General features: G+C 55.2%; 24 protein-coding genes. 15 read left to right on the forward strand and 9 right to left on the reverse strand.

Translation table 11 applies throughout. The annotated features are described in order from the left end of the window. Positions 1 to 28: 28 nt before the first annotated feature. From ACQYWX_RS30235 to ACQYWX_RS30255, 5 genes are all read right to left on the reverse strand, one after another. A complete protein-coding gene (locus ACQYWX_RS30235; RefSeq protein ID WP_431687394.1) occupies positions 29 to 541 on the reverse strand; it encodes a M23 family metallopeptidase in 513 nt (170 codons plus the stop codon). Positions 542 to 852: 311 nt separating this feature from the next. After that, a complete protein-coding gene (locus ACQYWX_RS30240; RefSeq protein WP_431687395.1) occupies positions 853 to 2,835 on the reverse strand; it encodes an alpha/beta hydrolase family protein in 1,983 nt (660 codons plus the stop codon). A gap of 600 nt (positions 2,836 to 3,435) precedes the next feature. After that, on the reverse strand, positions 3,436 to 3,906 hold the full coding sequence (locus tag ACQYWX_RS30245; RefSeq protein ID WP_431687396.1) for a DUF2269 family protein: 471 nt from the start codon (positions 3,904 to 3,906) through the stop codon (positions 3,436 to 3,438). Positions 3,907 to 3,921: 15 nt separating this feature from the next. Beyond that, the gene (locus ACQYWX_RS30250) at positions 3,922 to 5,232 is read right to left on the reverse strand and encodes an NAD(P)H-binding protein (RefSeq protein ID WP_431687397.1); all 1,311 of its coding nucleotides are present in this window, start codon (positions 5,230 to 5,232) and stop codon (positions 3,922 to 3,924) included. Further along, positions 5,229 to 5,708 carry a TetR/AcrR family transcriptional regulator gene (locus tag ACQYWX_RS30255; RefSeq protein WP_431687398.1) on the reverse strand — a complete coding sequence of 160 codons (480 nt, stop codon included), beginning with the start codon at positions 5,706 to 5,708 and terminating at the stop codon, positions 5,229 to 5,231. Before ACQYWX_RS30255 ends, ACQYWX_RS30250 begins: the two co-directional genes overlap by 4 nt. 97 nt (positions 5,709 to 5,805) lie before the next feature. Here ACQYWX_RS30255 and trpB point away from each other — a divergent pair, with 97 nt between their 5' ends. After that, a complete protein-coding gene (gene trpB, locus ACQYWX_RS30260; RefSeq protein ID WP_431687399.1) occupies positions 5,806 to 7,086 on the forward strand; it encodes a tryptophan synthase subunit beta in 1,281 nt (426 codons plus the stop codon). Beyond that, on the forward strand, positions 7,076 to 7,855 hold the full coding sequence (trpA, locus tag ACQYWX_RS30265; RefSeq protein WP_279500799.1) for a tryptophan synthase subunit alpha: 780 nt from the start codon (positions 7,076 to 7,078) through the stop codon (positions 7,853 to 7,855). Before trpB ends, trpA begins: the two co-directional genes overlap by 11 nt. Positions 7,856 to 7,868: 13 nt before the next feature. Here the strand turns inward: trpA and ACQYWX_RS30270 are convergent, their stop codons facing one another. Then, positions 7,869 to 8,321, reverse strand: coding sequence for a YaiI/YqxD family protein (locus ACQYWX_RS30270; RefSeq protein ID WP_127974280.1), 453 nt, complete (start codon positions 8,319 to 8,321; stop codon positions 7,869 to 7,871). A gap of 172 nt (positions 8,322 to 8,493) precedes the next feature. Here ACQYWX_RS30270 and ACQYWX_RS30275 point away from each other — a divergent pair, with 172 nt between their 5' ends. The 4 genes from ACQYWX_RS30275 to glpK all read left to right on the forward strand — a co-directional run bounded on the left by ACQYWX_RS30275 (position 8,494) and on the right by glpK (position 13,739). After that, positions 8,494 to 9,297 (forward strand): flagellin, encoded by an 804-nt coding sequence (locus tag ACQYWX_RS30275; protein WP_216736657.1) that lies wholly within the window; start codon positions 8,494 to 8,496, stop codon positions 9,295 to 9,297. 101 nt (positions 9,298 to 9,398) lie between these two features. After that, entirely contained in the window at positions 9,399 to 10,175 is a 777-nt protein-coding gene (locus ACQYWX_RS30280) for a DeoR/GlpR family transcriptional regulator (protein WP_216736658.1), read from the forward strand. A gap of 375 nt (positions 10,176 to 10,550) precedes the next feature. Beyond that, positions 10,551 to 12,080, forward strand: a complete 1,530-nt coding sequence (gene glpD / locus ACQYWX_RS30285; RefSeq protein WP_431687400.1) for a glycerol-3-phosphate dehydrogenase — start codon at positions 10,551 to 10,553, stop codon at positions 12,078 to 12,080. 153 nt (positions 12,081 to 12,233) lie between these two features. After that, a complete protein-coding gene (gene glpK / locus ACQYWX_RS30290) occupies positions 12,234 to 13,739 on the forward strand; it encodes a glycerol kinase GlpK (protein ID WP_431687401.1) in 1,506 nt (501 codons plus the stop codon). A gap of 63 nt (positions 13,740 to 13,802) precedes the next feature. Here glpK and ACQYWX_RS30295 read toward each other — a convergent pair whose 3' ends face one another. Then, the gene (locus ACQYWX_RS30295; RefSeq protein WP_431687402.1) at positions 13,803 to 15,740 is read right to left on the reverse strand and encodes a sigma-54-dependent Fis family transcriptional regulator; all 1,938 of its coding nucleotides are present in this window, start codon (positions 15,738 to 15,740) and stop codon (positions 13,803 to 13,805) included. 357 nt (positions 15,741 to 16,097) lie between these two features. Here ACQYWX_RS30295 and ACQYWX_RS30300 point away from each other — a divergent pair, with 357 nt between their 5' ends. The 6 genes from ACQYWX_RS30300 (at position 16,098) to ACQYWX_RS30325 (ending at position 22,176) form a co-directional block, all read left to right on the forward strand. After that, entirely contained in the window at positions 16,098 to 17,186 is a 1,089-nt protein-coding gene (locus ACQYWX_RS30300; protein ID WP_431687403.1) for an ABC transporter ATP-binding protein, read from the forward strand. 3 nt (positions 17,187 to 17,189) lie between these two features. Further along, positions 17,190 to 18,287 carry an ABC transporter ATP-binding protein gene (locus tag ACQYWX_RS30305; protein ID WP_279500790.1) on the forward strand — a complete coding sequence of 366 codons (1,098 nt, stop codon included), beginning with the start codon at positions 17,190 to 17,192 and terminating at the stop codon, positions 18,285 to 18,287. Continuing rightward, positions 18,284 to 19,153, forward strand: a complete 870-nt coding sequence (locus ACQYWX_RS30310) for a carbohydrate ABC transporter permease (protein ID WP_279500788.1) — start codon at positions 18,284 to 18,286, stop codon at positions 19,151 to 19,153. Before ACQYWX_RS30305 ends, ACQYWX_RS30310 begins: the two co-directional genes overlap by 4 nt. A gap of 97 nt (positions 19,154 to 19,250) precedes the next feature. Beyond that, positions 19,251 to 20,057: a carbohydrate ABC transporter permease gene (locus ACQYWX_RS30315; RefSeq protein WP_253938299.1), complete on the forward strand. Its 807-nt coding sequence runs from the start codon at positions 19,251 to 19,253 to the stop codon at positions 20,055 to 20,057. Positions 20,058 to 20,068: 11 nt separating this feature from the next. Then, positions 20,069 to 20,341, forward strand: coding sequence for a DUF2160 domain-containing protein (locus tag ACQYWX_RS30320; RefSeq protein ID WP_041599056.1), 273 nt, complete (start codon positions 20,069 to 20,071; stop codon positions 20,339 to 20,341). A gap of 74 nt (positions 20,342 to 20,415) precedes the next feature. Beyond that, positions 20,416 to 22,176 carry an ABC transporter substrate-binding protein gene (locus tag ACQYWX_RS30325; protein WP_279500785.1) on the forward strand — a complete coding sequence of 587 codons (1,761 nt, stop codon included), beginning with the start codon at positions 20,416 to 20,418 and terminating at the stop codon, positions 22,174 to 22,176. 47 nt (positions 22,177 to 22,223) lie between these two features. Here the strand turns inward: ACQYWX_RS30325 and ACQYWX_RS30330 are convergent, their stop codons facing one another. Beyond that, positions 22,224 to 23,114: a substrate-binding periplasmic protein gene (locus ACQYWX_RS30330; RefSeq protein ID WP_216736666.1), complete on the reverse strand. Its 891-nt coding sequence runs from the start codon at positions 23,112 to 23,114 to the stop codon at positions 22,224 to 22,226. 250 nt (positions 23,115 to 23,364) lie between these two features. Between ACQYWX_RS30330 and exbB the strand changes: the two genes are divergently transcribed. From exbB to ACQYWX_RS30345, 3 genes are read left to right on the forward strand one after another with little or no spacing between them, the layout of a single operon-like run. Further along, positions 23,365 to 23,802: a TonB-system energizer ExbB gene (exbB, locus tag ACQYWX_RS30335; protein ID WP_279500783.1), complete on the forward strand. Its 438-nt coding sequence runs from the start codon at positions 23,365 to 23,367 to the stop codon at positions 23,800 to 23,802. 7 nt (positions 23,803 to 23,809) lie between these two features. Next, positions 23,810 to 24,190, forward strand: a complete 381-nt coding sequence (exbD, locus tag ACQYWX_RS30340; RefSeq protein WP_305902158.1) for a TonB system transport protein ExbD — start codon at positions 23,810 to 23,812, stop codon at positions 24,188 to 24,190. After that, the gene (locus tag ACQYWX_RS30345) at positions 24,187 to 25,023 is read left to right on the forward strand and encodes an energy transducer TonB (protein ID WP_431687404.1); all 837 of its coding nucleotides are present in this window, start codon (positions 24,187 to 24,189) and stop codon (positions 25,021 to 25,023) included. The genes exbD and ACQYWX_RS30345 overlap by 4 nt, the downstream gene beginning before the upstream one ends. A 91-nt stretch (positions 25,024 to 25,114) precedes the next feature. Here the strand turns inward: ACQYWX_RS30345 and ACQYWX_RS30350 are convergent, their stop codons facing one another. Continuing rightward, positions 25,115 to 25,933: a GntR family transcriptional regulator gene (locus ACQYWX_RS30350; protein ID WP_431687405.1), complete on the reverse strand. Its 819-nt coding sequence runs from the start codon at positions 25,931 to 25,933 to the stop codon at positions 25,115 to 25,117. Between the last annotated feature and the right edge of the window lie 66 nt (positions 25,934 to 25,999).

A 25,999-nucleotide genomic window follows, 5' to 3' on the forward strand; every position in this document is an offset into this window, starting at 1 on the left:
TCTCTTTCCTCTCTCGTGGGCGACAGCCTTACTTCACATCCAATACTTCATTGGGATCAAGGAAGAACATTTTCTTCCAGCCCTGGGTGGCGTCGTCCGCTCGCCATGGGTAAGGAAGCAATGTCACAGCCGAGTAGTGCAAATGCGGCGGCTTGCCTTTTGCGTTGCCGGTATCTCCCACAGATCCTACCTTCGTTCCCGTGCGCACCAGATAGCCGGGATAAACCGACTGATCTTTGAGGTGAGCGAAGTAGTGTATTCGCCATTTTGGCCCCAACACCGCCACGACTTTCCCGCCCAAACCGAGTTCGCCGCGGAACACCACCACACCATAGGTGGGCGACACTACCGGCGTTCCCGCGTCAGCGAAAATATCAATCCCCTTATGCACGCCGGATTTACCCCAGGGCTCGTACCAGAAGGCATTGGGATGCCAGTCTTTACTGGTCGCTCCCTGCACCGGTATGGTCGGAGACTCCGGCGCCGCCATCCAGACAATGAATATTCCCAACAGAATTAACAGCGCGCGTTTCTTTTTCACAAGTCGTTCCCGGTTACATTTAGGCGGCTTCACTGGCGATAGCCAGGGAACCTCTGAAAAACGTTGGCGAGGCCGCCAGTGCAAGGAAAAGTCGGCGAAAAAGCGCACTTTATCGTAAATAAATGAGCATTTTGAGCCGACTTTTGACGCAGCAATGGCAACGCAGGTAGTTTTTCAGAGGTTCCCTAGGTCGCGAAGCAGGATAGTAGCGCAGACCTTACAAAGTCCCTGGACCAGGCGCAACCGAAAGTAGAGAGCGTCAGAGTTAACGCCGCCGCAATACGGCGACGTTAAAGAGAGGAAGTTAAGACCTAAGGCCGTGAGCCAGAATCTTCAGCCTTGCCAAGAAACAGGGTGACGCCGGCGTCGCGGATCTGCAGCCCTTCAATGGTGATCAAACCATTTGGGTCCGCCTTTGCCAACCCGCTCTGATAGATTTCCGAGGGGTTGTCCGGATTGGTCGCTTTATACAGATAAACGCCTTTCGGTTCCGCCTCGAAACTCTGCAGACCACGTAAGCTGACATCCGCCGTCAAAATGCTGGAAGGGGCGTTCGCCCTGCCCATCTGCAGGCACTCCCGCTCTGGATTAAAGCGAACGCACTTACGCAGGCTGCGCAGCTTCAACGTCATGCGAAAACGCACTGGCGTATCGACAATCGTATGCGTCTCCCACGTCAAATACCCATTGAGAACGCCCACTGCGTCGCCGTCCATCGGCGAACCGGAGCCAGGATTATCCGCGCCCTGTACATGGGTGAACACCGGGTAACTCTGGTTCTTGCGATAGGCGTAAATTGTGGAGAAGTCGATCATGGGGTCCCACTCGCCGCCCACGGGCGTATGGGTCTTACCGTTTTTGACGCGCTGGTCCCAAAAGAAATAGCCCAACTGCTTATTGGCTTCCATCGTCTGGTAGAACTCCGGTTTTTCATCCCAACTGACGACGTTGTCGTTCTTACCATTGATGACATACATAATCGGTAAGTCTACGCGGGCGTGATCCACCAGATAATTCAGGTTCAGACGGTCGTAAATCCATAATCCATCCGGGTCGACAAATACCGTACTGGAAGGCATATCCCCCCATAAATGATCGCCGTAGCAGCGCTCGGTTTCCCCAATATCCCATTGGTCGGACTGCTCGCTGTAGGAAGCGGAGAAATTGAATTTGGGAGCGCTGGCCATGACCGCCGCAAAGACGTCCGGCGACGCAACCGCCGTGAACAGAGCGCCGATACCGCCCATGGAATAGCCGCCGGCGTACACTCTGTCAGGATCAATGACTGACTTCAGTTCGCCGTCGTTCTTGACCAATAACCCCTTCAGCCAGCCAATAATATGCAGCACCCGCTGCCGACTGTAATCGCGGATAATCACTTGTCCGTTGCTATTACGAGGCAGCTCCTGCGCGCTGCAATTACGAATGCCGAGGCGATCAGGATAGCCGTACCAGAAGTCATTCACGAACTCTACCGGTCCTCTTTCACAGGAAGGTTGAGTGTCGTCTCCGCCACAGGCGTCGAGCAGGTTAGTGTTGAAGTCTTCCGGATAGTAGACAATCTCATCCTCGGCGGGATTATCAAAAGAGCCTGGCTTCACTTCAAATTCAGGGGTCTTGGTCGGGTCCGCCCTGCGCGGGTGGAAGCCGACAAACAAAGGCTGGCCGGTCTTGCTGAGATCGCCTTCAATGCCAAAGGTGAATGGAGAGCTGGGCGTGTTGGAGAAGGCTTTCTGCACGGCGGTGTCATAGTGCGCGCCCCAATGAGTAAAGTATCGCACGCCCCCTACGTTTTCCTGCAGAAAAGGCACGGTTTTCGCGACGCTCTCATTACTGACCGCGCAACCGAAGGAGACGTCCTCTACAGACTCCAGGCGCTGACCGCCGCGATTGGGAAATACGGCGTAATAAGCGATGGCGGTATCCTGCCTGATCGTGTGCACATACAGGCCTTCGCCTTTGGTCATCGGAAAGAACGGCGTGAGGAACGGTCGTCCCGATCTTCGCTTATTCAACCCTGAAGCGAATGCGGCATCGCCGAGCAGCTCGGCGTCTCCCACTAATACGGTCTGTGAAGCTTGATCCACCTGAAACGGCTGCGTTCCCCGATATATCTGATAGCGGACGCTGGGATCGTTGATTTCATTCCATTTGAGGAAAGTCTGGCCGTCGCCATAAGCGCAGACGAGGTCTGCGGCGAGGGCCGGGGCGGATATCATGGCGGTGATAAAAAAAGCGCCGACAACTTTCCTCAAAGCCAGACGTTCGCCTGACTTTTCCTGATCCATGTTCATAAATCATTCCCTTCTTGTTGTGATATGACATCATCGGTAAGACGCGTCGGAGATATCCAACCGTCTACAAAGGGAACGTAAACCGCAGACTGCGAACTTCTAACCTGGACCGGGTCGTCGCATCCATTACTACGTTAACAACTCATTCGTCACTGCTCAGTGGGCGGTCACAATATTACGTACGCATCCCACAGGGAGAGATTTCCTTCCTCCCCGGTCTCCGGGCCGTCGCCGTTCGCGTCCCCATCTGACCGACATCATGTTTCATTAACCAGGCAGACAAATAGCCTCCTTCTGTTTGTCTGCAACGACAGGGCCTGCACATGTCAGGTCCTGTCTCCCGCGGCTAAGCGCCGCGCAGGCGCATCCATGCGCCTCACTATTAACAAGAAGCTGACTTCTGGAACCGTTCCTTCGCGCCATCCTCAACGATTGGAAGATGTCCCCAGCCTCATCGCAATTGTAACGGGGTAAAATGATAATTCCACTCTTTTCAAAAGCTTAGCAAAGATCAGACCGATATCTGGAGACTCCGTATTTTTTACCCAAGCATTGACCGCAATCCCTCGCCTTTTCACTCGTCAGCGCGCCAACGCCTTGTCACCAGCCCTGTTTGGTCACCATCAGATAGAAAATACCCATAACGGCGATAAAGGCCGGCCAACCCAGCGCATACCAGATACGCATGTAGGCGCGGTGGGGATAATTGAATCCTGTCCCCTCCCGCACCGACGCTTCCGCTCCGCGGGCGACCTTTATCTGCAGCCAGACCACTGGCAGCCAACACAACCCCACCAAGACAAACAGCGCCAGACTTATCCCTATCCAGGGCGTGCTGTATGGAATATTCAACCAATGCAGCATCAGAAAACCGGTCAACGGCTGAATAATTACCGCCGGAGTGGTGAACAGCCAGTCCGCCAGCACCACGTTGCGTGCCACTACGGCGATAACCCGCACGTCGCCACTACAGTCCGCCCGCCACATGTAGAACGCCGTCCCCAGCCCCGTACCAAACAGCAAGGTGGAGGAAAGAATATGAATCAGTTTGATCAGGGGATACCACTCCATACGACAACGCCTCTTTCAACGCAGCTTTTCCACCACCAGAAATACGCTCAGCAGGCATAGCAGCGGTAAGTTCTTCAACAACCCGCCCAGAGGCTCCAGCCATACAGCCGGCGCCAGCAGGCCCAGCGCCAGCGTATATCCCAACGTGCACGCCAACATCAGCTGTCCCGCCAACGCCATATGACGACGGCTCAGCAAAAACGCCCCCAGCGCGAGGTCCACTGCGCTGGTGAACCAGACCATAGGACGCCATAGAAATTCGGGTAAGCCCATCGCCTTCAATATAGGCGAGAATGTCTCGGGTTGAGCGACGAACCCCGCGACGCCGGACAGCAGCCACACCACAACCAGCGTCAACCATATGGGCTCCCGCAACAGGTACAGTCTGGCGTGCCAGCGGTCCTGCACAAAACTGGCGGACGTTTGCAGATATCCCTTTACGGAACGCGGCGCATAGTCGAATTTTTCACAGGAGCATTCATAGGCTCCCGACTCGGCATAGTTACCCCGCTGCAACATGCCCCATACCGTATCATTAAGCGGACCGGCCCCCAGTCGACGCCCAATCCATGCCGCCAGCCCCACCAATGAAAGCGGAACCGAAACTATCCGCGCATCGGGAAACTTCAACCATCGCCTCACCAAGGTAAGATACTCTTTCAGCGTAACAACTTCCGGCCCGACGGTATACGCCACGCCACTGGCTTGCTCCAGACTCTGCGCATCGCCGGCGCCGGTCGCCGCCTGTGCAACCACGCACGCCAGATCCTCCAGCAGGATCGGCTGAATCTTCTGGTCGCCATCGCCAGGAACGAACAGCGCACCAGGTAAAGCCGCCAACGCCCGCAACAGAGAGGTGCCGCCATATGAGCCTCTCTCTGACAACACTACGGATGGCCGCAACACCACCGCCGTGGGTAGCGCCCGCATTAGGTAATCATCAAACTTGTGCTTGGAGGTGATAAAACCGCCATCCAGCTCCGTTCCCAGGGCCGAGATTTGCACAAATCGCTCTACGCCGTTCTGTATGCAGGCTTCCGCCAACGCTTTCGGCGCATCAAAGTGCACCAGCTCGAAGTCGCCCTTGTGCGTCTCCCGCAGGATGCCCGCACAGTTAATGACGGCGTCCACGCCGCGCAGCATCGGGGACCAGTCTTCCATTCGGGTGAGATTTTGCAAATCCGCCTGGATAAAACTGACTGCTCCAGATACGGGAATGTTCGCACGCCGCCGCGCCACCGCCACCACCTGACATCCCTGCTCCAGAAGTTTCTCCAGAACGACACTGGCGATAAACCCGCCTGCGCCAGTCAAAAGAATTTTCATGACCGCTTTCCTCCGTCGCTGAGCCGCGTCCACAACTCATGGCTGACTTTGGCTTGCAATACGTCGGCTACATCCGCAGTAAAACCCTTACTTTTCCCGTATTTTCCTACATAATCACGCCATTTTGCGTCATATTCGCGCCAGAACCGCTGCGCGGCCTCATCGAAGCGCCAGCCTTCGCCAATAACCAATCGATACATGGCGATAGCTTCATCACACCACCAGTTTTCGTTTAGCACGCGCCACAGAACGGACTCATCCTCACACTCCGGCATAACCGGGTTTTGCGCCCTGAGCCAGTCATCGATGACGGCGTCAATGAGCTGGGATTTGTCGGGAAAATGGTTGTATACCGTGGGTTTGGATACTTTGCAGGCATTGACCACCATATCGATCGATGTGCCCTTGAAGCCCTGCTCCAGAAAAATCCCTGTCGCCGTCTCAACAATAAAATCTCGCTTCGATGCTCTTGCCATGCTCAGAATTTCACTTTATTTTAACTAAACAGTTTAGTTTAATTTGAACTGTTTCCATTATGCCTTATGGGCCCGAATAATACAGGAGAAAATCGCCATGATCCGCAGCAACAACGGTATGTTCGGCAGCTTCGGCGGCCGTTACGCCCCGGAAATACTGACGCCCGCTCTGATGGAGCTGGAACGCCTATTTTTCAGTTTGCGCGACGATCCTGACTTTTGGCGAGAATATCAGACCCTGGCGCAGCAATTCAGCGGCAGGCCCACGCCTCTCACGCCCTGCGAACGCCTGTCTAAGGCGATTGGCGGCGCGCAAATCTGGTTAAAACGGGAAGACCTCAACCATTCCGGCGCCCACAAAGTGAATAACGTACTGGGCCAAGGCCTTCTGGTGCGGCGTATGGGCAAGCGCCGGGTAATCGCAGAAACCGGCGCAGGACAGCATGGGTTGGCCACGGCGATCATGGCCGCTCGCCTGGGTCTGGAGTGCCGCATTTATATGGGAGCGGACGACATTGAGCGTCAGTACGGCAATGTATTCTGGATGCGTCGCCTGGGCGCAGAAGTTATTCCGGTCGCCACCGGCGCTCGCACCTTGAAAGAAGCCATGGACGAAGCGCTGCGCGACTGGGCCGCCAGTTTCGAAGACACCCATTACGTGCTCGGCACCGCCTGCGGACCTGCGCCTTTCCCGGAGCTGGTGGCTTATTTCCAGAGTATTATCGGCAGAGAGCTACAGCAACAGGCTCTGTCCCAAATCGGTCGCAATCCGGACAGCGTCGTGGCCTGCGTCGGAGGCGGCAGTAACGCCCTTGGCGCGTTCGCGCCGTATATCGATCAAGGTGACGTCGAGTTGATAGGCGTAGAAGCTGGCGGACGCAGTCGCGAAGAAGGCCAGCACTCTATCCGACTTCAGGAAGGAACCGGCGAAGACGGCATCGCCCAAGGCTTCAAAACACTTTTCTTACAGGACGCCGACGGACAACTTGGACACACGCACAGCGTAGCGGCGGGACTGGACTACGTCGGCGTATCGCCGATCCTGGCCGACCTCACCCAACGCGGGCGATTGACGCCAGATTCCGCAACCGACGAGGAAGCCCTGACGGCGTTTGAGACATTACTACGCCACGAAGGCATCATCCCTGCGCTGGAATCCTCCCATGCATTGGCGGGCGGGTTCCGCCGCGCGGCCCAGATGTCGCCCAGCGAACATGTGGTGATTAATTTGAGCGGACGCGGCGACAAAGACATTTTCAATGTGGCCCGCGCTTTCCCGCATCCGGATTGGTCCGCCTTCCTGCAACGCGAGCTGGCTCGCCAACCGGATTTCACAACGCAAACAACGCAAGGGGAGAACGCCGCCGATGTTGCCTGAGAAAAAACCACAAGAACTGCTAGTCATGTCCCATGCGGTGGTGGGCTATCCCTCTCTTGAAGCCAACCTGCCTGCGATTGACGGATTGGTCGCCGCTGGCGTGAAAATGATCGAGCTGCAAATTCCATTCAGCGACCCGGTAGCGGACGGCCCGACACTGGCTCACGCCTGCCATGTCGCCCTCAAGAACGGCGGCGGCGTCAAACAAGCGCTGGCGCTGGCGGAGCAAGTCTCACGACGTCACCCACAGGTGAGCTTTCTATTGATGAGCTACCTCAACCCTCTCTACCGTTACGGCCTTGACCGTTTATTCACCGATGCGGCCGAAGCTGGCGTAAAAGGGTTGATCATCCCCGACCTGCCCGTGGAGGCCCTGGAGCCGCACTTGCCACTGCTGGATAAGCTTGATTTGGCGCCAATCATGATGGTGACGCCCGTGACGCCTCCCGAGCGCCTGCAACGAATCAGCGCCGCCGCCCGGGGCATGGTGTATGTCGTAGCGCGCACTGGCGTCACTGGCTCACAAACCCGCTGGGACGCCGAGTTCGATGACTATATCGCGCGCCTCAAGCGCTACACGGACCTGCCTCTCGCCGTCGGTTTCGGCGTGCGCAGCGCAGAGGATTTGCGCCAGTTACGAGGACGCGTGGAGGTAGCTGCGGTGTGTTCCCGCTACATAGAATGGCAAGGAAAACTAGGCAGTGACGCCGCCGCGGAACGCATGGCGGAGCTATGTGAGGCGGCGGGCGGAATGGAGGCGACGGCGTAAGCCGTCGCGCCGATCAAGGCTTACTCGCTTTCGCCAGAAAACGGTCCAGTTGATTGGCGAACTCCATGCGGTCGCCGTGGTTGAACGCCGCGGGGCCGCCAGTGTGTTCGCCGCTGCTGCGCATAGTTTCCATGAAGTCTCGCATCATCAGGCGCTGACGAATGTTTTCCTTACTGTAAAACTCGCCCCTGGGATTCAACGCATGAGCGCCTTTGTCTATCACTTCCGCCGCCAGGGGAATGTCGGCGGTGATCACCAGCTCGCCCTGTTCGACATGCTGCACGATATGGTTGTCCGCCACGTCAAATCCCGGCGCCACCTGCAAACTGCGGATATATTGCGACGGCGGCGTCTTAAGCGGCTGGTTGGCCACCAGAATCAAGGGAACTTTCACCCTTTCCGCCGCCCGAAACAGAATCTCTTTGATGACGTTCGGGCATGCATCGGCGTCTACCCATATACGCATGATTATTTCTCTTCAGTAAAACGTTAAAACACAGAGTCTAAGCGATGCCGCTCAGAAACGGAAAAGAAAGCTGCGTGCGCATAAGGACGGGGCTCGTAACGATATAAGGTAGTCGCAATTGATTATTTATTGATCTAAAATGGCCTGAGGCTATGGATTATAGAGGTACTTCATGGCGATCACGATTAACGGCCCGGCGCTACCTTCGCCGAACGACGCGCAAATTCAGCGGAGCTTCGCCCGCATCAGTTCAGGTTCGCGTATTAACAGCGCGGCTGACGACCCCGCCGGTCTGTCCATCGCCACCCGTATCAGCAGCCGTATCAGCGGTTTCTCCACCGCTATTCGCAACGCCGGCGACGGCATTTCCCTCTCTCAGACAGCTCAAGGCTCATTGGGCCAAGTTACCGACAATTTACAGCGTATCCGCCAACTCGCCCTGCAAGCCAGCAACGGCGTATACAACGACAGTGACCGCGCCGCCTTGCAGCAGGAAGCCGCACAGATTTTGGAAAGTACGCGTCAGTTGTTGAAGCAGTCCAACTTCAATGGCGTCAATCTGTTCGATTCCAGTGATGAACACCGTTTCCAGGCTGGCGCAGAAGGTGGAGAACAGATCGTTCTGGAAGGCCGTAATCTGGTGCAGGAGTTGAGCAACTTCGGTTTGGAAAGCCTGGATATCTCCAGCCAACAGGGCGCCATCAGCGCCGTATCCGTCATTGACGACAGCCTGCAAGCGACGGTTGATCGGGCGGCGCAATTCGGGGCCTTGTCGAACCGTTTCGAGGCTGGCATACGCGAACTGGAAACCGCGCATCTTAATGCGACCGAGGCGCGCAGCCGCATCGCGGATACCGATATCGCCGCTGAAAGCGCCAATCTGGCGACCCAAAAAATACTTACGCAAGCCCAGATAGCCATCCGCGCCCAAGCCAACGCGCAGGCGAGATTCGTTCTTAACCTGTTGTCCGGATAAGAATTCCCGCCTTTTCGAGGGAAGTACTATTACTGGTTTCGCCCTGGGTAATTTTCTACTAACATTTCGTTTTATCATTTGCGCACGAAAATAAAACGAACATGTCCGCTGACAAGCCTTTAAATGCGCGGCAAACCGCGATTCTCAAACTCATTGAAAAGAACGGCGTCGCCACTATAGACGAACTGGTGGAGGCCTTCGACGTCACTCCCCAAACGCTGCGACGGGATCTTAACCTGCTGGCGGATTACAATCTGATCCAACGCTTTCACGGCGGCGCCACCTCCATTACGTCTACGGAGAACCTGTCCTACCAGGACCGACAAATCCGCAATCTGGAGGAAAAGGAAGCCATCGCCCGGGAAATTGCGCTGCATGTTCCTGATCACAGCAGTATGTTCATCAATATCGGCACCACTACCGAAACCATCGCCAAAGCGCTGATGAACCACAAAGGTTTGCAGGTAGTGACCAACAATCTGCACGTCGCCAGTATGATGAGCCAAAAGGAAGACTTTCGCGTGATCGTCACCTCCGGCGAGGTTCGCGCGCGTGACGGCGGTATTGTAGGTGAAGCCACCATGGACTTCGTACAACAGTTTCGCCTGGACTTCGGCATCATCGGCATCAGCGCCATTGACGAAGACGGAGCCCTGCTGGACTACGATTATCGCGAAGTGCGAGTCGCCCAGGCGATCATCCAACAGAGCCGACATGTGTTTCTGGCGGCGGACCATTCCAAGTTCGGTCGCAGAGCCATGGTGCGCCTTGGCAGCATCACCCAGGCCAACATGTTCTTCACCGATCAGCGTCCCAGTGAAGAAATAGAAACCATGATGAAGAATCACGACGTACGCCTGCATATCTGTACGCCTTAACAGCGTCATCCGGGAACGGGCCAGGGAACGCCCGCTCGCCGTTACTACTTTTACTGCTCACAGACCTATCTTCGTTTTTTTTCTTTTCTCTCCGCATCGCGTCTATTCCGCCGCTACAGGGCAAGTAATCCACTTCCGACTATAGACCTGACGTTTTATTTTCTCTTCTTCGAAGCTATTCGAAGTCCGTTTTTCAGGCCGCCGCTAACTTGCTGAATTTAATGATTTATTTTCATTTCATTTCATCATGGCGCTCTAAAAAGCAGAAAATATTTAGAAACTGTCACAAAATAATTCGTAAATTTTCCTTTTATTTTCTTTTTTCTTTCGTTTAAACTTTAGTCAATTTTTAACCGCACGGAAAGGTTCCGAATAATGAGTGAGAAAATTTACGATCTTCTCGTAATCGGCGGAGGCATCAATGGCGTCGGCGTCGCCGTAGACGCCCAGGGCCGCGGATTGCAAACCGCCTTGGTGGAAATGCGCGATCTCGCATGGGCCACCTCTTCCGCAAGCAGCAAATTGATTCATGGCGGCCTGCGCTACCTGGAACATTACGAGTTCCGCTTGGTGAAAGAAGCGCTGAACGAGCGCGAAACGGTCTACCGCAAGGCGCCCCATATCGTAAAACCCATGAGGTTCCGCCTGCCTCATCGCCCTCACCTGCGTCCCGCCTGGATGATTCGCATCGGACTTTTCCTCTATGACATGCTGGGCAAACGCGACATTCTTCCAGGCAGCAAATTCATTCGTTTCAATCAGCCTGCCGCAGCGTTGAAACCAGAGATCACCAAAGGCTTCGAATACTCAGACTGCTGGGTGGATGACGCACGTCTGGTGGTGCTGAACGCAATGCAATTCCGTTCACTGGGCGGAGATGTTTTCGTACAGACCAAATGCGTGGGCGTATCCCAGGAAAAAGGCCTGTGGCATGTACAATTGCGCAATGAAGCCACCGGCGAAGAACACACCATGAAAGCCAAAGGACTGGTAAACGCCGCCGGCCCCTGGGTTAAAACGCTGCTGACGAAAGAAATGCATCGCAGTAGCCCACGCGGCATTCGCCTGATCAAAGGCAGCCACATGGTGGTTCCAAAACTACATGACGAAGATGAAGCCTTTATTCTGCAAAACGAAGATGGGCGTATTGTGTTCGTGATTCCTTATCTGGATGAGTTCTCCATCGTCGGCACCACGGATGTGGAGCACAAAGACGCGCCGGAAACCGTCGCCATTTCCAATGAAGAAATAGATTACCTTTGCGATATAGTGAACGCTCACTTCAAGAAGCAGATTTCACCCGCTGACGTCGTGTGGACCTATGCTGGCGTACGCCCTCTGTGCGACGATGAATCCGATTCCGCCCAGGCGATCACTCGCGATTACACCGTCGAGCTGGAGACTGAAGGCGAACTTCCGCTGCTCTCCATTTTTGGCGGCAAGCTGACCACGTATCGAAAACTGGCGGAGTCAGCTCTGAAAACTCTCAAGCCGTTCTACCCACAAATGGGCGCGCCATGGACTGCTGACAGCGTATTGCCTGGCGGAGATCTGCCCGGCACAGTCGCCAACTACAGCCAGGGGCTGCAGAATCGTTATCCATTCCTGACCGCCCGCACGGCAAAACGCTTCGCCACGACTTATGGCAGCCGCTGTGAGATGTTCCTGAAAGACGCGCAATCAGAAGCGGATATGGGTCAGAAGTTCGGAGAAGGCTTTTTCCAAAAAGAGGTGGACTATCTGCTAGAGTATGAGTTTGCGATGAACGCTGACGATATCCTGTGGCGCCGCACGAAGATGGGTCTGTTCCTGAATGAAGATCAACAGGCCGCCCTAGCGGAATACCTCGCGGGTAAGCGCCCCCGGGCCGCTGAGCCTTATCAGCCCATGCAAGCAAGCGCATGAGCGGGAGGACAAAACAGAGCGGATAGACGGAACTGACGGAAAGTAACGCAAGCGACCGAAAGGGTATTGAACAATAATAAGCAGACCGCGGCGGCCGGGTGTTAATTTCCAGACTGGCTTGCGTCGCCGTGGCCAAACATGAGAACGACGACTGTGAGCAAGTACATATTAGCAATCGATCAAGGCACGACCAGCAGCCGCGCCATTCTGTTTACCCGTGAAGGCCTGCCCGCATACAGCGTGCAACAAGAATTCGCCCAGCATTTTCCGAATGACGGATGGGTAGAGCACAACCCGCATGATTTGTGGGATACCGTCAAGCGCGTTTGCAGCGCCGTTATGAAAGAGGCCGGGATCTCCGGCCGCGACATCACCTGCATCGGCATCACCAACCAACGGGAAACCACTGTGGTGTGGGATCGTCACACCGGCGAACCCATTTATAACGCTATCGTATGGCAAGACCGCCGCACCTCCGCTTTCTGCGCCGAGTTGTATGAAAACGGTCGCGAGTCCATGGTCCGCGAGAAAACCGGACTGTTGCTCGATCCTTATTTTTCCGGCACCAAGATCCGCTGGATTCTCGACAATGTGGAAGGCGCACGGGAAAAAGCGGAACGCGGCGACCTCCTGTTCGGCACCGTCGATACCTTTCTTATCTGGAAGATGACCGGGGGCTCTGTGCACGCCACTGACGCCACCAATGCTTCCCGCACGCTTCTTTTCAATATCCATAGCCAGCAATGGGATGATGAGCTGCTCAATATGCTCAACGTGCCCAGCAATATGCTGCCGGTGGTGAAAGACAGCTCCGACGATTTCGGTATGACGGAGCATCAGTTCCTGGGGTCGGAAGTCCCCATCACTGGCGTCGCCGGCGACCAACAAGCGGCCTTGTTTGGCCAGGCCTGCTTCGCGCCAGGCATGTGCAAGAGCACCTACGGCACCGGTTGTTTCATGATCATGAACACCGGCGATGCGCCACTGGAATCCAACAATAAACTGCTCACAACCGTTGGCTACCGGCTTAATGGAAAACCCACTTACGCCATTGAAGGCAGCATCTTTATGGCCGGCGCCACCATGCAATGGCTGCGCGATGGCATCAGTCTGTTGAAAAGTGCCGGTGAAAGTATAGGGCATGCGGAACAAGTCGGACCGGACCATTCCGTATATCTGGTTCCCGCTTTTACCGGCCTGGGCGCGCCCTATTGGGAGCCCAATGCTCGCGGCGCCATCGTCGGTCTGACCCGGGACACTGGCATCGCCGAGATTGTCACGGCGGGCCTGCAGTCTGTGGCTTATCAGACTCGCGACCTGCTTGAAGCGATGAAGTCGGATGGCGTGGAAAATCTGGCGGCCTTACGCGTGGACGGCGGCATGGTGGTGAACGATTGGGCCATGCAATTCCTCGCGGATATTCTGGACGTGCGCGTGGATCGTCCCTTCGTCACCGAGACAACCGCTTTGGGCGCAGCGTTTCTGGCAGGTCTGAAAGCTGGCGTTTACTCGTCACTGGAAGAGGTGCAGGAACTTTGGCAATGCGAAAAGACATTCCCGCCAAGCATGGAAGAAGCCGTTGCCGACCGCCTTTACAAAGGCTGGCTCAACTCCGTGGAAGGCGTGCGCAATATGGCCAAGGCCGCCCACAAGAAGTAATTCCTTCAACAGGGTCTGCTGACGTTTCCTCAAGCAGACCCTCGTCATCCGCTGGGCGCAAGCCTAGCGGATATATTTATACACAGTGTTGCGACTAACGCCCGCCGCTTTGGCGGTCTGGCTGACGTTGCCACCGTATTCTCTGTATAACCTCACGATCTTCGCCTCCAACTCTTCTTTCGGATTGCGTATCGCCGGTCCATCACCGAAACCATCGATGTCTTCGTTCAGGCCATCGCCGTCTGGCTCCGCCAGACCAAGGCCATTGAGGTCGTCATAAAAATCATCAGGAATGTGCCAGTCTTCGATCGGGTCGCCATCCGCCATGGCCAGCGCCACGCTTAGAATGCTTATCAACTGGCGCACGTTGCCCGGCCAGGGGTGGTCCGCCAGCATAGCGAGCACGTCAGCGCTCAATGGATGATAGGTTTCCCCGGCGCTGCGAGTCAGTCTGCCATGCACATATTCGATCAGTCTGGCTTTATCCGCACGCTCCCGTAATGGCGGCAACTCCAGATTAAGACCGGAAATGCGGTAATACAGGTCTTCTCTAAACGCGCCCCGTTTGACTTCTTCTTTCAACACCCGGTTAGTGGCGGAGATCAATTTGATATCCACGGGGAAGGTTTCCGTGGAGCCCAATGGCGTCACGCAGCGCTCCTGCAGCACCCGCAACAGGCGCGCTTGCACTTTGAGGGGCATTTCGCCAATCTCATCCAAAAATAATGTGCCCCGGTGCGCCTTGCGGATCAGTCCGATGGAGCCTTTGTTGCTGGCGCCGGTAAACGCGCCTTTTTCATATCCGAATAATTCAGACTCCACCAGCTCCGCTGGAATGGCCGCGCAGTTCACCGCCACCAGCGGAAACGCTTTGCGGGAGCTGTGGTAATGCAGTGAACGTACGAAAATTTCTTTGCCGCTACCGGTCTCGCCATGGATCAGAATGGGAATGTCTTTTTCCATGATGCGGCTGGCCTGTTTCGCCATCCGCGCCACCCGTTCATCGCCATGCTCCAGTTCGTGAAAGGGAATGACGTCGTCCGGCAGTTCTTCCTCCACTATTACCGGCGCTGGCTTTTCCTTCTTACGATAATCTGGAGCGATAATCGCCGCCTGAGGAGGACGTTTAATCATCAAGTGCATGCGGTACTTGCCCAACGCGGAGACCTCCATCGGCATTCCCTCTGGATGATGCCGCAGTTCCCTCAGCTTGCAATTGAAGATGTCTTCGATGTTCGCCAAAGCCAGATCATGGGCCAGCATAACTTCCGCGCGACGGTTGGCGGAAATAATGCGACCTTCTTCGTCGATCACGACCAAACCTGACCACGGGCTTTCCAACGCAGCGATATTCGTGTTGAAAGTGATCAACAGGTGTTCACGCTGGAAGGCGTTGTGAATCAACCGGTTCTCCACACTCAGGGTCATCAGCTTGACCATTCCCAGGGTATGATCCTGAGGCAGATAAGCGTCGGAGGAAATGTCCAACACGCCCACCATCTCTTTCTGCGTGTTGAATATCGGCGCCGCGGAGCCGACCATGAAACGATTGGCGCGCAGGAAATGTTCATCCCTGCCCACCTGCACCGCTGCGCCCGTGGCGATCGCAGTGCCAATGGCGTTAGTGCCCGCCCCCACCTCCGTCCAGCGGTTGCCCACTACCAGACCATGCGCGCATTCCAACGGCGTAAAGCGCTGTTCGCCCCAGGTGTTCAGCACATGGCCGCGCCGATCCGCCAATACGATCAGGCAGTTGGAGTTGGACAAAATATGGTCGTAATAAGGCAACACCTCTTTCTGCGTGGTGTTCACCAATAACTGATGCTCTTCCAACAGCGCTGACACGTCGCCTCTTCTCAAAGCGCCGTATTGCGGAACGCTGTTATGAGTCAGCCCGTATTCTTTACAGCGACGCCAGGAATCCTCGATCAACTCCCTATGAGTTCGCGCCGTCCCCTCAGCGGCGAAGACTGATGCGTTTTTATTTTCATCTGAGTCCATAGGACCCTCGTCTTTCTGAATGGTGAGCTCGCATGAGTGTTCAATTCGGTGTTCAGGACAGTGTTCAACTGTTCACAAAACAGTCAACCTGTTCAATCATTGTTGTTAAGTGTGAACAGTTGTCAACACTTTTCGAAATGGAAAATTGTTGTCCAAGCGTTACCTTTCTTTCTCAGCGGCAGCGTTCGCCTCTGCAAATCATTGTTATACCTATCTAATTTGTTCAAGCGGCGACAAACGACGGATTTGCAAAAAAGTTGGCCCGATGTTTGTATATATACCTACTCGAAAAAAACAAATTGTTCAAAAGAACATTTACGAACATATTCAAACAAGAACAAAGGTGGGATTAGCAAGATGTCCCTTGAGCTTAGAAATGTCAGTCGTATTGTTGACGGCGAGACCTGGATTAACGATGTGAACCTCACATTGAAACCCGGCTCCTTCAACGTACTCCTAGGCCGCACCCTCGCCGGTAAAACCACCCTCATGCGTTTGATGGCGGGGTTGGATAAACCCAGCAGCGGCAAAATCTTCATGAACGGCGTAGACGTTACCGGCGTGCCGGTAAAAGACCGCAATATCTCCATGGTCTACCAGCAGTTCATCAACTACCCTAACCTGACCGTCTACGAAAACATCGCGTCTCCTTTGCGCCTCGCCAATATGAGCGAAGCCAAGATCAAGGAGCGGGTGCGTGAGACGGCGTCGATGCTGCACATTGAACCCTACCTGGACCGGCTGCCTCTGGCGCTTTCCGGCGGACAGCAGCAGCGCACGGCGATGGCCCGCGCCCTGGTCAAGGACGCCAACATGGTTCTGTTTGACGAGCCGCTGGTGAACCTGGACTACAAGCTGCGCGAAGAGCTGCGCCAGGAATTACGGGAGCTGTTCAAAGAACGCAACACCATCGCTGTCTACGCCACCACTGAGCCCAACGAAGCCTTGGCTCTGGGAGGCACGACGACAGTTATTCATGAAGGGCGTGTTCTCCAACACGGTCCGACCGCGGAAGTTTACCACCGTCCGCAGGATATTCTCACTGCGGAAATGTTCAGCGAGCCGCCTATCAACGTAGTTGAAGGCCTGGTGACCGACGAAGAAGTCACCTTCGACGAAACTGTTCATTTCCCGCTGAATCAGGATTTGCGCACCCTGAAGCCAGGGCGCTACAAGTTCGGCGTCAGAGCCTCCCATATCGGGCTGGTGCCGCAGAACGACGATGACCTGGAGTTATCCGTCAATGTCGATCTGGCTGAAATCAGTGGTTCTGAAACCTTCCTGCACGTTCGCAACGATCATATGAGCCTGGTGATGCACCTGTCCGGCGTACACGCTTACGACGTGGATGAGAGCATCAATATCTATTTCCCCACTCATAAATTGTATGCGTTCGATATGAGCGGACATCTGGTGCAAGCGCCGATAAGACGCGTTGGAGTTTAAGCCATGGCAGAAATCAGACTATCTCAGTTGGCGCATTCCTATGCGCCTGTCCCCCAAAGCGACGACGACTACGCCATCCGCAAGATGGACCATGTCTGGGAGCAAGGGGGCGCTTTTGCTCTGCTAGGCCCTTCCGGCTGCGGCAAGAGCACCCTGTTGAACATTATTTCCGGACTGCTGGCGCCTTCCGACGGCGACGTGCTGTTCGACGGCAAACGCGTTAACACGCTGCCGCCGGAAGCCCGTAACATCGCCCAGGTTTTCCAGTTCCCGGTGATTTACGACACCATGACCGTGTTCGATAACCTGGCGTTTCCCCTGCGTAACGTGAAAACGCCGGAACACAAGGTCAAAAGCAAAGTTCATGAGATCGCGTCCATTCTGGATCTGACGCCATTGCTGGATAAGAAGGCCAAGGGCCTGACCGCGGACGAGAAGCAGAAAGTCTCCATGGGACGCGGCCTGGTGCGGGATGATGTATCCGCTATCCTGTTCGACGAGCCCCTGACGGTGATTGACCCGCACTTGAAGTGGAAACTGCGCCGCAAGCTGAAGCAGATCCACGAGCAGTTCAACATCACCATGGTGTACGTCACCCACGACCAGTTGGAAGCCTCCACTTTCGCCGACAAAATCGCGGTGATGTATGAAGGCCAGATCGTGCAGTTCGGCACGCCCCGCGACCTGTTTGAAGCGCCTAACCACACCTTTGTCGGCTTTTTTATCGGCAGCCCGGGCATGAATCTGGTCAGCGTGGAGCTGACGGAGAATGGCGTCACCTTCGGCGGCGTCGAACTGCCCCTGCGGCCGAAGCTGATGGAGCGTCTGAAACAGATCCGCAGCAACAACGTCAAAATCGGCATCCGCCCCGAATTCGTCCATGTCTGGGATGAAGCCAACGACGAAGCCATGCAGGTTAACGTCAGGTTTGTGGAAGATCTGGGCACCTACAAAATCATGACCTTTTACCTCGGCGGCGTCGAAATGAAAGCGCGCCTGCAGGAAGACCAGAAAGTGCCGCAAGGCGTCGCTTTCATCAGCTTCCCGGATCAATGGCTCAAGGTCTATGTGGATGAATTCCTGCTGGAGGGCGACCAATGAACAAGGTAGAAAACAATAAGGCCTGGTTTCTGGTATTACCGGTATTCCTGATTGTAGCTTTCTCCGCCATCATTCCGTTGATGACGGTGGTCAACTATTCCGTGCAGGACATTTTTGACCAGAACACCGCTTACTTCGTCGGCGTCGAGTGGTTCAAGCAAATGCTGAACGACGCGCGTCTGCATGACGCTTTGGTGCGTCAGTTCCTGTTTTCCTTCGCCGTACTGCTGATTGAGATTCCTTTGGGCGTCGGCGTGGCGCTACTGATGCCGACCAAAGGCAAGGCCGCTTCCCTGAGCCTGATTCTCATCGCCCTGCCCCTGCTGATTCCCTGGAACGTGGTCGGCACCATCTGGCAGATTTTCGGTCGCGCCGACATCGGCCTCTTTGGCTGGGGCATCAACGCCATGGGCATTGACTATAACTACGCTGGCGACCCGGTGGACGCATGGCTGACCGTATTGTTGATGGACGTCTGGCACTGGACTCCGCTGGTGGCGCTGCTGTGCTACTCCGGTCTGCGCGCCATTCCTGAAGTGTATTACCAAGCTGCGCGCATCGACCGCGCCTCACGCTGGGCGGTGTTCCGCTTCATCCAGTTGCCGAAACTCACCAACGTACTGATCATCGGCGTGCTGTTGAGGTTCATGGACTCTTTCATGATCTACACCGAGCCGTTCGTATTGACCGGCGGCGGTCCCGGCAACTCCACCACCTTCCTGAGTCAGTCGTTGACCAAGATGGCGGTTGGACAGTTTGACCTGGGTCCCGCGGCAGCATTCTCCCTGATCTACTTCCTCATCATCCTGCTGGTTTGCTGGTTGTTCTACACCACCATCATGCACATCAGCCGCGACGACCGCTAATGAGGAGTAGGTAATGAGTCAACAAAACGTAAATCTGGCGGCCAACGTGGCCGCCGAAACAGGCGCCAGGGACTCCGCCAAAGCAACCAGAGGGGTAATGTCTATGTTCAGTCGCAGCAAATTCGGATTGGTGGCTTACATCGCCTTCGTGCTGCTACCGATCTACTGGCTACTCAATATGTCTCTGAAGACCAATGCGGAGATTCTGGGCGGTTTGAGCCTGTTTCCACAGGACATCACTTTTGACAACTACATCAAGATCTTCACTGATCCCAGCTGGTACATGGGGTATGTAAACTCCATTTACTATGTGTCTCTGAACATGATAATGAGCCTGTTGATCGCGCTGCCGGCGGCCTACGCCTTCAGCCGCTACAAGTTTATCGGCGACAAGCACATGTTCTTCTGGCTGCTTTCCAACCGGATGGCGCCGCCGGCAGTATTCCTGCTGCCTTTCTTCCAGTTGTATTCCTCTGTCGGCCTTTTCGACACCCATCTCGCCGTCGCGTTGGCGCACTGTTTGTTCAACGTGCCGCTGGCTGTGTGGATTCTGGAAGGCTTCATGAGCGGAGTGCCTCGCGAAATCGACGAAACCGCCTATATTGATGGATACAGTTTTCCGAAATTCTTCATCAAAATCTTCATCCCCATGATCCGTTCCGGCATTGGCGTCACAGCATTCTTCTGCTTCATGTTCTCATGGGTGGAGCTGCTTCTGGCGCGGACGCTGACCTCTGTGGACGCTAAACCCATCGCAGCCGTCATGACGCGGACCGTGTCCGCATCTGGTATCGACTGGGGTGTGCTCGCAGCCGCAGGCGTTCTCACTATAGTTCCTGGCGTATTGGTGATCTGGTTCGTCCGTAACCATGTCGCCAAAGGCTTTGCTTTGGGTCGTGTGTAAGGGGGTTTTGTATGAACTGGATGGCGTGGACTGTACCAACGGCTAGCTTCTTCACCACCATCGTGCTCATTCTGATTGCGATGACGGTTTGGGAGCTGAAGTCACCAAGTATTGAACGTAGAGGTTTTCTGCCGCTTTTGACCACCCGTGGCGACCGTCTCTTTATCGGGTTGCTCGGCAGCGCCTATATCCACCTGGCATTTGTGGGCTTCACCAGCATGGCGGTGTGGATAGCGACGATCATTTCCCTTCTTTGGATGGGAATTGTAATGAGGTGGGGGTAAACCGCCCCCTGCGTCATAGGGATTCAAATGGACTTTGCATGGAAGCCAACCAACTAACAATTAGAGAGGTAGACATGAAAAAAAATAATAAGGTTAAACTGCCCACCGGACCAATGAAGCTACGGCTGGCCAGCTTAGCTGCGGCAGTGGCGATGGTCTCAAGTAGTGCGAGCTGGGCGGACCAGTATAGTGACGCAGCGAAGAAATGGGTGGATAGCGAGTTCACCGCTTCAACGCTGTCGAAAGAAGAACAGATGAAAGAAATGGCGTGGTTCACCGAGGCGGCGAAGCGTTTCCGCGGTATGGAAATCAACGTTGCTTCCGAAACCATCACCACTCACGAGTACGAATCCAAAGTACTTGCGAAAGCATTTTATGAAATCACCGGCATCAAGATTAACCACGACCTGATTCAGGAAGGCGACGTGGTCGAAAAACTGCAGACTCAGATGCAGTCCGGCCGCAACATCTATGATGGTTACATCAACGATTCCGACTTGATCGGCACCCACTTCCGCTACGGAAAAGTTGTCCCTATCTCCGACATGATGGAAGGCGACGGCAAAGACCTGACTCTGCCGACCCTGGATCTGCAGGACTTCATCGGCCTGTCCTTCACCACTGGGCCAGACGGTAAAATCTATCAGCTACCAGACCAGCAGTTCGCCAACTTGTACTGGTTCCGCTATGACTGGTTCCAGCGCGACGACCTGAAGAAAAAGTTCAAGGAAATCTACGGCTATGAGCTGGGGGTTCCCAAGAACTGGTCGGCCTATGAGGACATCGCTGAGTTCTTTACCGACAAGGTCAAAAACATCGACGGTCAGCGCGTTTACGGCCACATGGATTACGGCAAGAAAGACCCCTCCCTGGGCTGGCGTTTCACTGACGCCTGGTTCTCCATGGCGGGCGCGGGCGACAAAGGACTGCCTAACGGACTTCCCGTTGACGAATGGGGCATTCGCGTCGACGGTTGCCGTCCAGTGGGCTCCAGCGTAGAACGCGGCGGCGCCACCAATGGCCCGGCGGCGGTTTACGCCACCACTAAATACGTAGATTGGCTGCGTAAGTACGCGCCGCCTGAAGCACAGGGCATGACCTTCTCTGAAGCCGGTCCGGTTCCAGCGCAAGGCAACGTCGCTCAGCAAATCTTCTGGTACACCGCATTTACCGCGGACATGACCAAGCCTGGTCTGCCAGTAGTTAACGCAGACGGCACGCCGAAGTGGCGGATGGCGCCATCTCCCAGAGGACCTTACTGGGAAGACGGCATGAAGCTGGGCTATCAGGACACCGGTTCCTGGACTTTCTTGAAGTCCACTCCGGATGATCGTCGTCTGGCGGCATGGTTGTACGCGCAGTTCACCGTAGCCAAAACCGTTTCGCTGAAGAAAACGCTGGTGGGTCTGACTCCTATCCGCGAGTCCGACATCCTGTCTGAAGACATGACCACTGTGGCGCCGAAACTGGGCGGTCTGATCGAGTTCTATCGCAGCCCGGCCCGTACTCAGTGGACGCCTACCGGCACCAATGTGCCTGACTATCCGAAACTGGCCCAGTTGTGGTGGCAGTTCATCGCGGAGGCCGCCAACGGCGAGAAGACTCCGCAGCAAGCCTTGGACGGTTTGGCGGAAGCACAAGACCGAGTACTGCAGCGCCTCGAACGCGCCAATGTACAGGGCGAGTGCGGTCCCAAACTGAACGAGAAGAAGGACCCGAGCTATTGGCTGAATCAGCCTGGTTCTCCGAAAGCCAAACTGGCTAACGAGAAACCTAAAGGCGAGACCGTCAGCTATGACGCTCTGATCAAGTCCTGGGAGGACGCACGCAAGTAATTGAAACCTGCCCTCAGCGTTTCAATATCCTGGGAGTTTGCCGCTTCTCACTTTGAGAAGCGGCTTTTTTTCGTTCTAAGGGAGGAAATTTCTGAGATATCGATGGCGGTGGCCTGTTTGCGCCATAGCGTCATATAGCGCTCCACCAGACTCTCCGGCGCTTTCTTATCCACCAGCTCACGCAGTCGCTTATTCAGGAAATCAATCAGTTCCGGATTGTGACAAGGAGATTTTTTCGACACGGTGTAGTAAAGCCCTTCCGAGCTGATAGGGGTCGGCAAATGCTCGATCTCACCTTTGAACCCCCTGACCTCGCCGATAGCGTAGCCCTGATACAACTCATAGATCACATAGTCAGTGCGCCCCAGCAACAGGCGCTCAAACGCAAACTCAATTGAACGGACTTCTTCAATGTTCAATTGGCGCTCAGCGAATTCATCAAACTCCTGGCCAAAGCTGTTGTTGATCAGAGTATCGCCATGGCGATCTTTGAGGTCCAGCCAGCTGTTCATTGGAAAGGCTTTGCCTTTTTTTACAAAAATGACGTTGGGCATAATCATCATGGGCGGCTTGATATAGTCCATATAAGTCTGCCGCTCTTCGGTGATAAAGGCGCCGGTAAGCATATCCACCCGTCCCAGTTGCGCCTCCACCTGGGCCCGGGACCAGGGGCCGACATAACGTGATTCGACTGTGATGTTTTCCGGCTCCAGCGCGATCTCCAGCAACCTTACGGCTACTCCGATGAGCTGATCCGGGTTATCGCGATCCCGCCATAAAAATGGCGGATATTCGGGATTGCCGGTCACATTCAGCGTATCGCACACTCCCACGGAAGCGGCGGAGGCTGAGGTAGCGGACAACAACAGTGCTAACGCCAGACCGGCAAGGCGACGAGGCGTACGGCTATAGCGGTGAAAACGAGGTGGTGCGCCCATAATTCCCCAAATAAAGCCTTGATGATTTAATTAAATAGTAGTCGATAAATCCCATTCCCGCGTCGGACCTGGTTGGGCCCCCCCCCCAAAAGGACATTTCCACGCTATCGTCGCCCCAGCTACTTATTGATAATCATTTTCATTTGTGTATGATTATTGTTTTTCGTCTTTGATCCCCAAATTAGTCTTGCGGCCCGGCGATCCACTCCATCGCAACAGCGTTTCAGCGCCGGACGCAAAGGGAGGCGTAGTGGAACTTCTTTCTGAATACCTTGATCTCACCATTTTCGGCATCCTGGGCCTGATGAGCTTCACCGTCGTCTGGCTGTCCATTGAGCGCTGGCTGTTCATGCGCGCCCTGTCGCTGCCGGATTATCAGAATTTCGATCGACTCACCGTCGACCTGACCAAGCACCTCACCACTATTTCCAGCATCGGGGCCAACGCCCCTTATGTTGGCCTGTTGGGCACCGTCGCCGGCATTCTGCTGACCTTTTATCAGATCGGCCAAGGCGGCAATGTGGAAGTGGGCGCCATCATGAGCGGTTTGGCGCTGGCGCTGAAAGCCACCGCCCTGGGCCTGCTGGTGGCGATCCCCACCCTGATGATTTACAACGCGCTGACCCGCAAAGTGGAAGTCACACAGGCGCTATGGCGCGCCGACAGAGATACCCGCCAGGGGAGCTAGGCCCACGATGAAAAAGTTTGATCAGATCAACGTCATTCCGTTTATCGACATCATGCTGGTGCTCCTGGCCATCGTGCTGACCACCGCCACCTTCGTGGTGCAGGGTAAAATCCCCATTGAACTGCCCAGTGCGGAAAACGTTTCCAACAAGTCCGCGCCGGAACACGCGGTCAATATCGTTATCGACAAGGAAAATCTTTACTACTACCAGGATGAAGCCGCGTCTCTGGAACAATTGGAAAGTCGCCTGAAAGCGCTGGGGAAATCCAGCCCGATCACTCTCAAGGTCGACAGTCAGGCGGATTTCAAAAGCTTTGTAGCAGTCGCCGACCTGTTGCAGAAATATTCACTGACCAATTTCTCCGTACTCGCCAGTCGTAACCAATGAAACGCCATATCATCGGAATCACCGTCGCCCTGTGTCTGCACGTATCGCTCGCAGCCTGGCTGATTTCCGGCGTCTCATCGCCAGCGCCGGCTCCCATCGCCGCCGCGCCAGTGTCCCTGGTGCTGTCGCAAATGCGCATCGTCGAGCAACAGGTAGAGGCGAAGCAACCGGAAGCGGAGCCAGCGCCGGAAGTGGAAGAGGTGGTGGAAACCGAACAGCCGGTCATTGAAGAGCCCGAGCCTGAAATCGTAGAGGAAACGCCTACACCGGTAGAGACGCCTCCCGAGCCTAAGCCGGAGGTGGCCAAGGTGGAAAAGCCGGCAGAACCCAAGAAGCCGATTAAGAAAAAGCCTGAGCCGAAAAAAGTCGTCGAAAAGGTGAAGACGCCGCAGCCCACCAAAAAAGAGGAAGTCGCCAAAGTCGACCCTGAACCCAACAAGGAAGTGGCGGAAAACCCCGTTCCTTCACCAGACCCGCATACGGATATCTCCACGGCTCCAGCCATTGCGGAGCAGCTGCAGCTAAGCTCAGCGCAGATCGTCAGTATTGAACAGGCCTATATCAATGCGTTGCAACTGGCCCTGGAGAAGAACAAGAGATACCCGCTGAGCGCCAAGCGCCGCCGCCAGGAAGGCACCAGCACGGTGGAGTTCACTATTACGAAGAGCGGCGATATTGCGGAAGTGCGTTTGCGGGACAGCTCCGGTATTTCCCGTCTGGACGAAGCCGCCGTCAAAGCGTTGGTCACCTTGGCCCAGTTCCAACCTATTCCGGATGAGCTTGAGCGCACCCATTGGAAAATGGCGGTGCCGATTCGGTTTCAGTTGAATTGATTTGGCGTGATAAAAAATAAGGTGGAGCCGGCTACCGCCGTCCACCTTACTTCCACTCTGTCCGAGTTAAATACGACCCGACTCAGCGCGCTCAGTCCTCGTCGTACCCCTCAACGCCATCCGACTTGTGAAAGCCCACTGGCGCATAGTGAGATACATTGCGAATCTCCGCGACGAAGTCATAAGCGTCGCCAGGGAAATAAGAACGCGTGAACTCGATGGGAACGCCATCTTCCAACAAGCCTAAACGCTCGATATAGAGAACGGCGCTGTCCACAGGAATATCCAGCAGCTTGGCGCGGGTTTCATCAATGGAAATAGCGCGCAGACGCTGCAACGCTTTAACCGGACGCAGCCCTTTTTCCGCCAGCGCTTCATACAGCGACCCGGTGACTTCAAACGGATTGTCCAGAAACTGCCGCGGTATCGTCGCCACTTCCAGCCCCATGGGTTTATCATCCGCCAAACGCAGACGATGGAAACGGACTACTTCACTATCCACCGCCAGTTTCAGCGCCACGCGTTCATCTTCGTGGGGCACGCCAACGGAGCGATCCAGCCAGCGTGAGCCCGGCTTTTTGCCGCGCTCCTGCATGATCTCAGAGAAGCTCTTGAGATAGTTCAGCGGCTGTTCCACGCGCTCGGTCACAAATGTTCCCGCACCCTGGCGCTGGGTCAGCAGGCCTTCTTCCACCAGATCGTCGATGGCGCGCCTCACCGTGACGCGGGAAACTTTCATGGCGGCGGCGATTTCGCGCTCCGCGGGCACCACATCGCCGGCGCGTAATACGCCGGCGTCCACCGCCTCGCGGATCTTGGTCTGCAATTGCAGATACAACGGCGCGGAATGCCGCGAGATTTGCTCCGGAATTCCGAAGATTTTGGTAATCAGACTGTCTGGTTTGCTCATAGCGTCTTGACGTAGGTTCTTAGCAGTAGATTTGCTTTTTGAGCTGCGAGAAGACGCTAGCATAGC

Origin of the sequence: Hahella sp. NBU794 (genome assembly GCF_050749805.1) — a bacterium.
Taxonomy (GTDB): Bacteria; Pseudomonadota; Gammaproteobacteria; order Pseudomonadales; family Oleiphilaceae; genus Hahella.